The organism is Arcobacter sp. ISO1, from assembly GCF_058105185.1.
Window position 1 is genome coordinate 2,695,411 of record NZ_CM176573.1, and the last position, 13,163, is coordinate 2,708,573.

At 27.9% G+C, this 13,163-nt stretch carries 14 protein-coding genes; 4 read left to right on the forward strand and 10 right to left on the reverse strand.

Annotated elements, in window-relative coordinates; genetic code table 11:
- Nucleotides 1-2: 2 nt before the first annotated feature.
- Entirely contained in the window at nucleotides 3-689 is a 687-nt protein-coding gene (locus AC2TY9_RS13340) for a hypothetical protein (RefSeq protein ID WP_489778012.1), read from the forward strand.
- Here the strand turns inward: AC2TY9_RS13340 and AC2TY9_RS13345 are convergent.
- From AC2TY9_RS13345 to hemL, 4 genes are all read right to left on the reverse strand, one after another.
- A complete protein-coding gene (locus tag AC2TY9_RS13345; RefSeq protein ID WP_489778013.1) occupies nucleotides 661-1,278 on the reverse strand; it encodes a hypothetical protein in 618 nt (205 codons plus the stop codon). The two genes, AC2TY9_RS13340 and AC2TY9_RS13345, sit on opposite strands and share 29 nt — an antisense overlap.
- The gene (locus AC2TY9_RS13350; protein ID WP_489778014.1) at nucleotides 1,217-1,525 is read right to left on the reverse strand and encodes an AtpZ/AtpI family protein; all 309 of its coding nucleotides are present in this window, start codon (nucleotides 1,523-1,525) and stop codon (nucleotides 1,217-1,219) included. Before AC2TY9_RS13350 ends, AC2TY9_RS13345 begins: the two co-directional genes overlap by 62 nt.
- An 11-nt stretch (nucleotides 1,526-1,536) precedes the next feature.
- A complete protein-coding gene (gene ppnP / locus AC2TY9_RS13355; protein WP_489778015.1) occupies nucleotides 1,537-1,857 on the reverse strand; it encodes a pyrimidine/purine nucleoside phosphorylase in 321 nt (106 codons plus the stop codon).
- 175 nt (nucleotides 1,858-2,032) lie between these two features.
- Nucleotides 2,033-3,316: a glutamate-1-semialdehyde 2,1-aminomutase gene (gene hemL / locus AC2TY9_RS13360; protein WP_489778016.1), complete on the reverse strand. Its 1,284-nt coding sequence runs from the start codon at nucleotides 3,314-3,316 to the stop codon at nucleotides 2,033-2,035.
- Between the two features lie 53 nt (nucleotides 3,317-3,369).
- On the opposite strand from hemL, the gene AC2TY9_RS13365 reads away from it, so the two are divergent.
- Together AC2TY9_RS13365 and AC2TY9_RS13370 are read left to right on the forward strand one after the other, a co-directional pair.
- Nucleotides 3,370-4,182: an energy transducer TonB gene (locus tag AC2TY9_RS13365; RefSeq protein ID WP_489778017.1), complete on the forward strand. Its 813-nt coding sequence runs from the start codon at nucleotides 3,370-3,372 to the stop codon at nucleotides 4,180-4,182.
- Nucleotides 4,183-4,222: 40 nt separating this feature from the next.
- Nucleotides 4,223-5,146 (forward strand): methylenetetrahydrofolate reductase, encoded by a 924-nt coding sequence (locus AC2TY9_RS13370; protein WP_489778018.1) that lies wholly within the window; start codon nucleotides 4,223-4,225, stop codon nucleotides 5,144-5,146.
- Here AC2TY9_RS13370 and AC2TY9_RS13375 read toward each other — a convergent pair.
- The 6 genes from AC2TY9_RS13375 to phsA are packed head-to-tail and all read right to left on the reverse strand — an operon-like array spanning nucleotide 5,137 to nucleotide 11,677.
- Nucleotides 5,137-5,955, reverse strand: a complete 819-nt coding sequence (locus AC2TY9_RS13375) for a cache domain-containing protein (protein WP_489778019.1) — start codon at nucleotides 5,953-5,955, stop codon at nucleotides 5,137-5,139. The two genes, AC2TY9_RS13370 and AC2TY9_RS13375, sit on opposite strands and share 10 nt — an antisense overlap.
- The gene (locus AC2TY9_RS13380) at nucleotides 5,945-7,111 is read right to left on the reverse strand and encodes a sensor histidine kinase (RefSeq protein WP_489778020.1); all 1,167 of its coding nucleotides are present in this window, start codon (nucleotides 7,109-7,111) and stop codon (nucleotides 5,945-5,947) included. The genes AC2TY9_RS13375 and AC2TY9_RS13380 overlap by 11 nt, the downstream gene beginning before the upstream one ends.
- On the reverse strand, nucleotides 7,095-7,760 hold the full coding sequence (locus AC2TY9_RS13385; RefSeq protein ID WP_489778021.1) for a response regulator transcription factor: 666 nt from the start codon (nucleotides 7,758-7,760) through the stop codon (nucleotides 7,095-7,097). The genes AC2TY9_RS13380 and AC2TY9_RS13385 overlap by 17 nt, the downstream gene beginning before the upstream one ends.
- A 60-nt stretch (nucleotides 7,761-7,820) precedes the next feature.
- On the reverse strand, nucleotides 7,821-8,810 hold the full coding sequence (gene nrfD / locus AC2TY9_RS13390) for an NrfD/PsrC family molybdoenzyme membrane anchor subunit (protein ID WP_489778022.1): 990 nt from the start codon (nucleotides 8,808-8,810) through the stop codon (nucleotides 7,821-7,823).
- The gene (locus AC2TY9_RS13395; protein WP_489778023.1) at nucleotides 8,803-9,372 is read right to left on the reverse strand and encodes a 4Fe-4S dicluster domain-containing protein; all 570 of its coding nucleotides are present in this window, start codon (nucleotides 9,370-9,372) and stop codon (nucleotides 8,803-8,805) included. Before AC2TY9_RS13395 ends, nrfD begins: the two co-directional genes overlap by 8 nt.
- A gap of 10 nt (nucleotides 9,373-9,382) precedes the next feature.
- A complete protein-coding gene (gene phsA / locus AC2TY9_RS13400) occupies nucleotides 9,383-11,677 on the reverse strand; it encodes a thiosulfate reductase PhsA (RefSeq protein ID WP_489778024.1) in 2,295 nt (764 codons plus the stop codon).
- A gap of 199 nt (nucleotides 11,678-11,876) precedes the next feature.
- Here phsA and AC2TY9_RS13405 point away from each other — a divergent pair, with 199 nt between their 5' ends.
- On the forward strand, nucleotides 11,877-13,148 hold the full coding sequence (locus AC2TY9_RS13405) for a coproporphyrinogen III oxidase family protein (protein WP_489778025.1): 1,272 nt from the start codon (nucleotides 11,877-11,879) through the stop codon (nucleotides 13,146-13,148).
- Nucleotides 13,149-13,163: the final 15 nt, after the last annotated feature.

The window sequence follows — 13,163 nt, forward strand, 5'->3', positions numbered from 1 at the left end:
AGATGAATTTTTATGAAGATTGGGTCGAAATAGATTTAAATCCTATAATATCATTTTCATCAAATGGTAAAATCACTTATTCAAATCAAGAAGCTCAATTTTTGCTTAGTCGTATTAAGCAAAAAGAGCTTTTTGATTTAACGCTAAAGCATGCTCCAAAAACTTTTGGAATAGAAACAACATATTTTGATTTAAGTTTAAAAAACTATTCTTTTTATGCAATTACAGTAAAGTATGAAAATGAAGATGAAATTCATATGAAGCTTTACAAAAGTGCAATGGTTAAAAAAGACTCAGAATTAAGTACAAAAAACACAAATATTACAAATATTTTTACTCTAGTTGATTTAGCTATTTCAACTAAAAAAATCAAATCTACTGCAAAGTTTATTAAAAACTATGACCCTTCAATTCCAGAATTTAAAATTAATGCTAGTGAGTTTATTAAAGCATTAAATCTCATTTACGATAATTTTCAAGAATCAGAGATGTTAACAACATCTGTAATTCTTAAAATTGGGGAATATATTAGACTAGAGGGTAAAAAACACTCTATAATTAGTGTAGAAGTATTTTCAAGCACTAAATGTTCTACTGAAAACTTTAACTATAAAGATGAAAATGCATCATTTATAGTTACAAAAGATGAAGATAAAATAACTATTGATCTTCCATTAATTTCAGAGTAAACTTAGCTAATAAAACTGATATTGGAACAATTGCTAATCCCAGTAAAAATGGGATTGGTAAAAATATTTTATTGTTATTTAAAGCAAAAAATCCAAATATTAAAAACCCATAACCAAATATTCTATAAATAGAAATAAATCCACCAGCAGAAAACAATGTATTTTTTAGTGAATTCTTTTTTACTTTTGATTTCTCTTCTTTTATAATCTCTTTAATCTTTTCTGGGGTTAAATCTTCTTCAGCAATAGGTTCTACATCTTCAGAATATAAATCAAAAGGATCATCTATCTCATCGACTTTGTCCCTATCATCTAATATTTTTTTCTCATCTGAAGAATCAAAATTAGATAATCTATTTTTAATATTTCTTTGATATGAAAAATATGAAGCTAAAGTTACAAATAAAGAACCTAAGAAAGCAACTTGAGTATTTAAAACCCAAATCTTATCATAAGCTAGTAATACATATATAATAATGCAAAGGTCAATAATAATGAAAACCTTTGCAAAATTTAAAATCTCTTTTTTATTCATCTTCGTCGTAAGACTTGTCCCCATATTTTGCTCTATGGGCATATCTTGGGTCATTTTCCATTCCCTCAAATTGTTTTTGAGCTCTTTTATATGCCTTATAGATATTTAAACCCGCTGCAGCAATACCCCAAAATATTCCTAACCATAAAGTCCATGTATAACCTGTCCATGTTTTTAGACCATATCCAACTCCAAAACCAATAGCTATTGCTGCGACAATAGAAATCCCTAAAGAAAGGTTATCTAAGGCTTCAAGCTTATCTCTATGTTTTGGTATTTTTTTTTCTTGTTTATTTTCCATTTTTACCTATCTTACATGTAAGTACATAAATAATCTGTAATCTCATTAACTTTTATTTCAAAAGAAGAATTAGCAGGAACTTCAAAAGTATCACCCTCTTGGAATCTTTCCCAATTACTTTCTATACCTGCAAATAAAACTTCTACTTTGCCTGAAATAATTTCCATCTTTTCTGCTGCTTTTGTTCCAAAGGTATATTCACCTGGTAACATTACACCTAAAGATTTAATTACACCTTCATTATCAGTATAATTTCTACTTGTAACTCTTCCATCAAAGTAGATGTTTGCTTTTTTTAGTAAATCAACGTTTTTTTCAATTAAATGTTCCATAAAATAATCCTTAAAAAATGTCCCATTTTTTGTCTTCACTTTGTTCGCCACAAGACTACGCTATGAAGAAAGGGACCTTATCATTATTTAACTTCTTTTAACAATATGGCAAAGCCATATTTAAAGAAGCAAATCCTAAAGGAAACAACGAGTTGTTTCTTTTCTTATCTGATTTTTATAAATCTTTCATTACTTCATTTGCAGCTGCAATACACTCATCAATCATTTCATCAGTAATAACAGTACACATAAAACCTGCTTCATATTGTGAACAAGCAAAGTAAAAACCTTTTTTAATCATCTCATGGTGGAATTTACAGAATCTATCAAAATCGCAATATTCGCTTACTTCTTTAAAGTTTGTAGGCATTTTGTCTGCAAAAAAGAAACCAAACATAGAACCTCTAGTATCAACTTGTAAACCAATACCATTATCACTTGCTACTTTTTTAAGTCCATTTGTTAATCTAACAGCTTTTTTATTTAACTCTTCATAAATTTCAGGATTAGCTTTAAGCTTTCTAAGACTTGTTAAACCTGCAGCCATAGCAACTGGGTTTCCACTTAATGTACCTGCTTGATAAACTGCTCCATCTGGACTTAAATGTCCCATAATCTCTTTTGAAGCGGCAAAAGCACCAACAGGCATACCTGCACCAATTACTTTACCAAAAGTAATAATGTCACCTTTAACATCAATTAATCCATGGGCACCAGTTAAAGAAGTTCTAAATCCTGTCATAACTTCATCTAAAATCAATAAGGCACCATTTTTATCACAAAGTTCCCTACACTCTTTTAAAAATTCTGATGAAGCAGGAACTAATCCCATATTTCCAGCAATTGGTTCCATTATAATACAAGCAATATCAGATGATTGCTTAAAACATTTTCTTAAGTCTTCAAGATTGTTATATTCACATACAATTGTGTGTTTTGTTAAATCTGCAGGAACTCCTGGAGAACTTGGTGTTCCAAAAGTTGCTAGTCCAGATCCAGCTTGAACTAATAAAGAATCTGAATGTCCATGATAATTTCCAACAAACTTTATAATGTCATTTCTTCCAGTTACACCCCTTGCTAATCTAATAGCTGACATAGTTGCTTCAGTACCAGAACTTACAAATCTAACTTTATCAATATGATCATACATTTCAACAATTTCTGATGCAAGTTCAGTTTCTAAAACACTTGGTGCACCAAAAGATAAACCTTTTTTTACTGTTTTAATTACAGCTTCTTCAATCTCTTCATTACAATGTCCAAAAATTAATGGACCCCAACTTTGTACAAAATCTAAATATTTATTTCCATCTATATCAATTAAATATGCACCCTCACCTCTATCAATAAATGGAGGTGTTCCACCTACACTTGTAAATGCTCTTACTGGAGAGTCAACGCCCCCAGGTATAACTTGTTTTGCTTCTTCATACGCATTGATTGATTTTTCAAACATTATTGGTCCTATATCTATATATTTTAAAAGCTACATTCTACTATAATAGGAGTATGAAACTTATTATACTTGCCTTTATTTTATCACTTTCTTTACATTTTTTATTCTTTTCTTCAATAGAAAAAAAAGAAGATATTAAACAAAGTGCATCTACATCAAAAAAAATAAATAAATCATCAATAAATTATGTAAAATTAATGCCAAAAAAAGTTCAAAAACCAGCAAAAAAACAAATCAAAGAAGAGATAAAAAAATCAGAAATTAAAAAAACTAAAACTAAAAATTTTAAAGTAGTTGATAAGAAAAAAATTGTTCCTCAAAAGAAAAAACCAATTACAAAAAAAGCGAAAAAAATTATTCCAAAACCAGTTGAAAAAGTTGAAGTAAAACCAACACCTACAAAACAGATTCCTAAAAAAGTTGAAATAAAACCCCAAGAAAAGAGAAAAACTATTCCTAAAAAATCTCTAGAAAACTTTTTATTAGCAGAACCAGTACCCCTTGATAAAAATATGTTGGATGATATAACAAAAAGCTATTTAAGACTTTATGGAAAAGAATACAATTCTTTTACCAAGGTTCAAAAAGTTTATTTACAAAAAAACTTAAAAAACATTGGTCGAATTACTCAAAAATATTTAAAATATCCAAGAATTGCAATTAGAACAGGTCAACAAGGGATGAATATAGTTGAGTTTTTCTTACATCCAAATGGAGATATTAGTGATTTGAAACTTTCAAACTCATCTGGTTATACCAGTTTAGATAAAAATACAATTGAAACAATTGAGATTGCATATAAAGATTATCCTAGACCTAAAACAAAAACAAAAGTAAAAATTTATGTTTATTACAAGTTGTATTAAGTAAAATACAAAAAAATTATTAAATAGCTCAAGGTTTTTAATGTTAACAGAAAAAATTAGAAATAAACAAAGTGGTATAGTTCTTTATGGAATCACACCTCCAAAGGTAAAACATACTCAAGAAGAGATAAAAGAGATTGCTTCAAGGCATGTTGATAGAATTTCTAAATTAGATGTAGATGGATTGGTATTATATGATATTCAAGATGAATCAGATAGAACAGATGAAGAAAGACCTTTCCCTTTTATTAAAACCTTAGACCCCTGTGAATATTCACATAATTATCTACAAGAACTAAAAACACCAAGAATTGTTTATAGAGCTGTGGGTAACTACACAACTGAAACATTTTCAAAATGGCTAGAGTTTACAAAACAAAATCAAGTTCACTCTGTGTTTGTAGGAGCTGCATCCCATGAGCAAAAAAACCCTTTAACTTTAAAAGAAGCATATTCTTTAAAAAGGGAAGTTAATAATAATCTTTGTCTTGGGGGAATTGCAATCCCAGAAAGACACATGTCAAAACATAATGAACACACTAGAGTTGTATCTAAACAAAAATCTGGTTGTGAATATTTTATTACACAATGTGTTTATGATGTTCACGCAGCAAAAACTTTTTTAACTGACTATGTAAAATATGCAAAAGAAAATTCACTTGAACTTGTGCCTATAATTTTTACACTCACACCTTGTGGAAGTGCAAAAACTTTAGATTTTATGAAATGGCTAGGTATAAATGTACCCAACTATTTAGAAGAAGAATTAAAAGAATCAGGTAATATTTTAAAAGATTCAGTAGAACTATCAAAAAGAATATTTGAAGAGTTATATAAGTTTGGTTTAAAAAGAGGTATTCCTATTGGTTGTAATATTGAAAGTGTTGCAATTAGAAAAGCTGAAATTGATGCTTCAGTTGAACTTCTAAATGAAGTTAAAAAGATTATCAAAAATCATAAATAAACCTTTAGGACATAATAACCTATCACCTGTCTAGATATATCATAAATTGGTGTGTTAACTATATAATAATATCCCATTTTATGATATTGTGTTCCATTAAAATCAATATCATTTAAAAAACTTATATCTTCATTTGTTTTATTTAAAAGTACAAAGTTTCTAAGTTCTTGTTCCTTTGAAAACTCAACTTTTGAGGCAACAGATTGATACTCCCTGTTCATAAGAATATATAGTTTAACCCCTTTTTGTTCAAACTCCTCTATTAAAGAATTAAAATTAGTTATTGCTTCAATTGAACCTAAATACTTGCCGTCATCAATAACTGGTGAAATTCCTCTAATAAGCATTGAAAATCTTCCAATCTCAATACAAGAGATAGGACTTTTGTGGTTTTTTACAATTTTTAAAGAGTGTCTAAAAGAGTCTAAAGAATCATTTTCCCTATTTGGGTCCCAAAGTCTATAAAAACTATTTAAATCTTTATCATGAACATGTATTTTAAAATCATCAAAAAGATATGTATTTAGTAATGATTCCTTTGACCGACTCAGATATTTCAAACAATTACATTGTTCCTTTGTTCTTAAACATCTTTTTATACTTTCATCTTTTGCAAGTAAAACAGAAGCTGTCATTACAAGATTTTTATTCTTATCTACTAAATCTGTTAACTCCTTTAGATATGAGTCTATTTTTATCTCAATTTTTTCTTGTTTTTGAGTTGTTAAATAATTATCAAAAACCCAAATTAAAGTAACACAACTAAATACAACAAATAGTGTGATTTTTAAAAAATTCTTATTGTTCATTTTCTAATTTATCCAAAAATTTTCTTTTATATATTTCAATTTCATAGATGAAACTTGAGCCAACATCCTCTTGTGATTCTAACTTAACTTCAATACCATTTTTATCACAAATAGTTTTTATAATATTTAAACCTAATCCAAAGCCGCCTTGAGTTTGATCCTCTCTTGTAAATCTTTGAAAAACACTTTTTGTATCTTTTATTCCGTAACCATAATCTTTAATTGTAAGAAAACATGTATCAAGCTCCGATTTAAGAGAAACTTCAATCTTACTTTGTGGTTTTGAATATTTAATTGCATTTATAATTGTGTTATCTATAATTCTTTGAAGTTCTAAAAGATTCATATAGATAAATACTTCATTTTCTATATTAGTTTCTATTGTCATAAATTTTGATTTTCCAATATCTTCAAAAAAATCAACTCTTGTTAAGAGATATTCAGAAAGATTTATTTTGTCCTTTGAATACTTAACCTTTTGATTTTTAATATAATATTCAATGGATTCATAATTAATTTGTATTTGCTTCAATGCAATTTTCATTCTATTTATATGTTTATTCTCTCCATTTTTCCTAACTAGTAAGTCTAAATTTAAATTTATTATTCCAAGGGGAGTTTTTAGTTCATGCATTGTGTCGTTAAATAGTATATTTGTATATTTTTGAACTAACTCATAGGGTTTTGATATATTTCTAATAATACTTCTATTTAATAATATAATATTAATAAGAACAGAGAAAAATAAAATTGTTGCTAGCAAAATAACCTTTGAATAATCAATTTTTGTTTCACAAATTATAGTTGATATGCCATAAATATTATTATTAACATGTTTTTTATAATAAAAGTATGGGTAATCAACAAAAGTTTTAAAATCATAATTTTCTAAATCCTTTGATAAATCATACAGTTGTTTCTCACCCATTTTATTTAAAAATGCATATTTTATTTTGACACTTCTAGTTAAATTAATCTGTTCAGAGTAGATTTTATTCTCTAACTCATTGGAATATTTTTCCAATGACATCTCTTTTAAAATCAATTCATTTTCATAGGCATAAGTTAAAGCAAAATAAACTGGTATTGTAAACAATACCATCAATAACAAGGTATAAATATAAGCATATTTTTTCTCATCATTTTGTTGCTTCAATTTTGTATCCTAATCCCCTTGAGGATATAATAAAATCTTTATGGGTTTTAATTCTAATTTTTCTAATATACATTCTAATATCAGCGTAATGAATATCTTTTCCTTCCCATACGTTTTCTCTAATTGTTTCCATATCACAAAAACAGTTTGCATTACTAACTAAAAATTCAACTAACTCTTTTTCTTTTAAAGTTAAATCTATCTCTTTATCTTTTAATTTCAATATTCTATTTTGTAAACTAAATGTATATTCATTCATTAAATTACACAAAGAATTCTCTGAAGTATTATATTTAGTAGTAATTAAACTATTTATTCTTAGTTCTAACTCTTTTAATTCATAGGGTTTTTTAAGATAATCTTTACAACCTAGTTGATAACCAATTGTAATATTATCAATATCAACCAGTGATGTTGTTATAATAATAGGAGTATCATTACCTATATCTTTAAGATATCTAATAACCTCGTGACCATTTAATTTAGGCACTTTTATATCTAATATTGCTAAGTAATATTTATTTTCAACTAAGGCATCTAAAGCTGATTCTCCATCATAGAAACTATCAACTTCATATCCAATATCTTCTAAATATTCTGTAACACTCTCATTGTAAATGTAATCGTCTTCTAAAAGTAAAATTTTCATAATTTAAGTATATAATTAGAAAGATTAAATCTTTCTAATTATATTTATTCTTTTATTTATTTAAGCTATAGCAGAAGAACCAGTAAATAACTGACCTGCATAAACAACATAGAATCTTAGTAGTGCTACACCAACTAAAACCACAATAGAGTTAATCATAATAAATTTTACTTTATAAGCATGATTTTTTAAAGCTGTAAAAGCAATTATTACAGGTAAAATTAATCCTAATAAGATTACACCTACCCAGAATACTGCTGCCCAACTACCTGTACTTAAAGCGTCAATAGCAGCAACTTTTGCTTCCCCACCTGAATATAACATTCCAACAAATAACAAAATTAGAAGTGGGATTTCAACCATTATAACTCTTAAATCTAGCATTAAAAGATATTTAATACTCTCTTTATTAACACTACTTTTGAAAAATAACATTCCAACTAAAATATTTCCTGCAATTCCAGCTGAGATTCCTGATGCTAGGAACAGTACAGGTAATATTGGAGAATTCCACATAGGAATACTCATATTTGCAGATAAAAGGAAACCTGTATAAGCCCCAACAATTAAAGCTAAAAAGAATAAGAAATATTCTGCTTTTTTCGCATATTCTGTATATTTTTTTATATAAGCTATGATAGGAGCAAACATTTTTATAACAGGTATTTTTTTAATTGTATCTTCAAAAATTATACCTGTAAATATAATTGCAAATGGAGTATATAAAAACAATGCTATAACACCAAGAGTCATTACAGAAGTAAAATTATAACTAATTAACAACCAATAAAATGATAAAGGTTTACCTAAATCTAATATCAATAATCCTAAACCAATTATAATTGCCACAGGAGAAATAATTGCTCCTGCTTTTACCATTGCATCCCAAATAGAAGGGGTTTCAGATTCATGATTATGTCTATTCCATTTTACTAATAATGCAACTATTATCGAACCTGCACTTATACCCGCTAAAAACAGATATACTGCAATTGGCCAAGGCCAATTAATGACTTCATATTGAGCCATACTTCCCCACATATTATTCATAACTTACTCCTTTTTTATTTGGAACAAATGCTAATTTAGTTTTAGTACCTAAGTGTGCTTTTGGATATGTTAAAATATTTTCATTAGCTTTTTTATAAACTTCAGATTCTTTATCATTCATATCACCAAATACTAGTGCATCAGTTGGACACACAGTAACACATGCTGGATCTTGCCCTTTTGAAACTCTATTTGAGTAACAAAAAGTACATTTATCAATATTTTTTGTAACTGGATCTGTATATCTTGCATCATAAGGACAAGCAACTACACAATATTTACAAGAAACACAAAGTTGATGATCTAATTGAACAAGTCCATCTTTTGTTTGGAAAGATGCACCTGTTGGACAAACATCAACACAAGGTGCATCTTCACACATTGCACAAGATTGTCTTTTCATATCCATTTTAAGATTAGGGAAAGTTCCTTCTGTATTTATTCTAACTTGTAGTCTAAATACATCATCATGAACATTATTTTCACTTCTACAAGCTACACTACATGCTTGACATCCAATACATAGATTTTCATCATGTATCATTCTATAATTCTTTTTCATAACTTACCCCTTACGCCTTAATTATTCTTGCACCAATATTTGTAATCATTGTTGAACAAACTGTCCCTTTATTTAAAGACAATAATTTTGATTGACTAGTTCCAACTCCATTTGTTCTTGTTAATTTCTCAGATTCTCTACCAAATCCCATATAAACAAATAAAGTATCAGGTCTAATACCTTCTGTTACAAAAGCTGTTGCTTTTTCTTTTCCAACATAACTTTCAATAAATATTTTATCTCCAGTTTTAATCCCCTCTTTTTTAGCAGTAACTGTATTAATCCAAACAGGATTATCACTCATTAAACTATTTAGATAAGGGACATTTTGTGTATGTCCATTTGTATGGATTGCTGTTTTACCTGATGTAATAATATAAGGAAAGCCTTTTTGTAAATCCATATCATCAACTCCGGGAACTCCATAACCAGGGAATTCTGACTCGACTTTTTCAGAGAAAATTTCAATTTTTCCACTTGGTGTCTTAAATTTCATTTTCCCTGCAAATAAACCATCTTCATCCAAATTCTCCACTGCACTTGGATATTTCGCTACAAAATTATCAACATAAGTTTTTTCTCTCATTAATAAAGGAGGAATACCAAATGATACATAACCCTCTTTTGCTAGTTTTTCTAAAAGATCAGTATTTCCTTTTGCTTGTTGAACTCTATATTGAGTCATATTATCCCATTTATATAAAGCATCTATATTTAATTTATTTGCTAAACTTCTAAATATTTGAGCTGTTGATAAAGTATTATTAATTGGATCAATAACTTTATTTCTCATCATATATGCAGGAGCTTTAGAAGCTTTATCAACTATACCTTCATCCCTTTCTAAATATGTAGCTTCAGGTATAATCACATCAGCCATCAATGCAGTTTCAGACATATAAATATCATTTACAACTATTAAATCAAGTTTATTCATTGCTTGTTTAATTTTAGTAGAATCAGCAACAGTAATTAATGGATTATGTCTTGTTAAAAACCACCCTTTTATTCCATAAGGAATACCTGTTAATATAGCTTTAGGGATATCTTGTAAAACACCATGTTTTCTTGAAATAAAAACATTCTCTTCACCTTTTTCACCAGCTTTGTCGATTCTTAATTCTTTTAAGATTTTTATACCTTTATCAGGTTTTCCAATAGTTGGTGCAATATCCATTTTTGCAAGTTTGTTTACAGTTTTAGCTTTTTTCTTCATGTAAACACCACCCTCTTTTTCAAGATTACCCATAAGCGCATTTGCCACTAAAATTGCTCTTGTTCTTTGGTATTCAGATGGACCGGTTGTTGTTTTGTGACCCCAATCAATGATAACGCTAGGAGCAGCTTTATAAATCTCTTTTGCAATTCTTTCAACAACTTCTGCTTTAATGCCTGTAATTTTTTCTTGCCATTGTGGTGTTGTATCTTTTGTACTTTCAACAAGTTTTTCTATACCAATAGTATATTTATCAACAAACTCTTTATCATAAGTTCCATCCCTTAACCAAACATGAGTTAAAGCTAAAACAAAAGCTAAATCTGTACCTGGTTTCACAGTATGCCACTCATCTGCTTTTGATGCCACTATTGAAAATCTTGGGTCTAATACAACAAGTTTTGTTTTATCAGAATTTGCCACATGGGCTAGTTTTTTAGTTTTACTAACTGCAATACCCTCAAATAAATTATGTCCAAAGTTAAGAATATACTTAGCATTTCCAAAATCTCTAGCTAAACTTGTCCCATATGTATGAGGGAAGGCAACTTTATAAGTGATTGGACATGAACTATAGTGTGAAAAAATATTTGGACTTCCATATGCACTTGCAAATGTAGCCATATTGTGGTGATGATCACCTGTTTTTGCAGAGAATACAACAGATCTTGCTCCATGCTCTTCTTTAATTTTTGCTAATTTTTTTGCAATAAAGTCTAAAGCTTCTTCGTTTGAAACTTCCATCCATTTGTTTTCACCTCTTTGCCCTACTCTAATTAAAGGTTTTACTAATCTTTCATTATCATAAAGTTGAGAGTGACCAGAAGCTCCTCTAGCACAAACAGAAGTTTTCATTCCTTTTGAGTGTTTATTACCTTGGATGAATTTCACTTTTCCATTTTCAACTTTAGCTTGAATCTGACATCTACTACTGCACATCTCGCAGTAAGAGTTAACAGTTTTGTTTCCCCCTGAGAATACTGGATTATCAAGAGAACCTAACTTACCTGCCATACAAGATGTACCCGCTATAGCAGCAGTTGCAGAAGTAGCTTTTAGAAAATCTCTTCTATTAAATGTACTACTCATTTTTGATCCTTTTAAATATTGTTAACCGAATCTTAATACTTGTATGTAAATTTAATGTAAATCACATATTAAATCTCACTTTAAGGTTATATAATATTATATAACCTTATTTTCACCCTTATGTTGAGTATAATTCATCATAGGTATATATTTACATTAAATTTACTATGTAGATATAAGATTTCACAAAGGATAAAAAATGATTAATAATATGAAAAACATACTTTTTAATAACATAGTAAATAATATAGTTAATAAAACTTTTGAGTCATCAGTTAAGATTGTAAAAACAGAAAAAAATGATTCTAAATTCAATCATACTAAGAAAGATATTTCATACCTTTTATATTTACACATTCCATTTTGCGACAATTTATGTCCATTTTGCACTTTTCACAAATATAAATATGAAGACAAAGCTTCAATAAAATATTTTCAAAACTTAAGGGAAGAAATAAAAATACTTAAATCACATGATGTAAAAATTGACTCCATTTACATAGGGGGAGGAAGTCCTCTTATAAATGATGTAGAGTTGTTAAAAACATTAAAACTTTTAAAAAAATGTTTTGATGTTGAAGATGTTTCCATTGAGACTGATCCAAATCATATTGAAGTTGAAACTATAAAAAAATTAAAAGGTTATGTGAAAAGATTATCAATTGGAGTTCAAAGTTTTAATGATACTTTATTAAGACAATTAGGCAGACTTGATAAATTTGGTGATTCTAAATCACTAATAAAAAAAATTAAAGATATTCAAGATATCTTACCTATGACAAATATTGACTTAATATTTAACCTTCCAAATCAAACAGAACAGATGTTAAGAGATGATTTAGAAATTGCTAAATCACTGGGCGTTGAACAAGTAGTTACCTATCCACTTATGAGCTCAACACTTAATTCAAAATTTACAAATAAATTTAAACCCAACAATAATAAAGAGCATTTTTATAATATTATAAATGAAGAATTAAAAGATTACCAAGCTAATAATATGTGGTCATTTTCAAGAAATAAAGTTAATATGAATGATGAATACATTTCAACTCACAACGAATATATAGGTCTAGGAAGTGGTGCTTTTTCTTATTTAGAAGGAATACTATTTATTAATGCCTTTGATTTAGAAAAATATGAAGAGTTATTAAAAGCAAAAAAAGACACAATTTTAGCAAAAAGTGAATTTAGTGAAAAAAATGTAATTCAATACTATATTTTATGTACTTTATTTTCTGGAACTTTTGATATAAAAGCTTATAATAAAAAATTCAATATAAGTTTAGAAAAGATTTTAGGAAAAGAATTATTTATACTTAAAAACTTTGGAATTATTTATATTGAAAATGATGTTATTAATTTAACAAAAAAAGGAAGATATATTCTTACTGTAATGATGTCAAACTTTTACTCACAAATGGATAAGGTTAGAGCTTTATTTAGAAACAAAAGCTATTTATTTGACTAAACAGTTGTATTAATA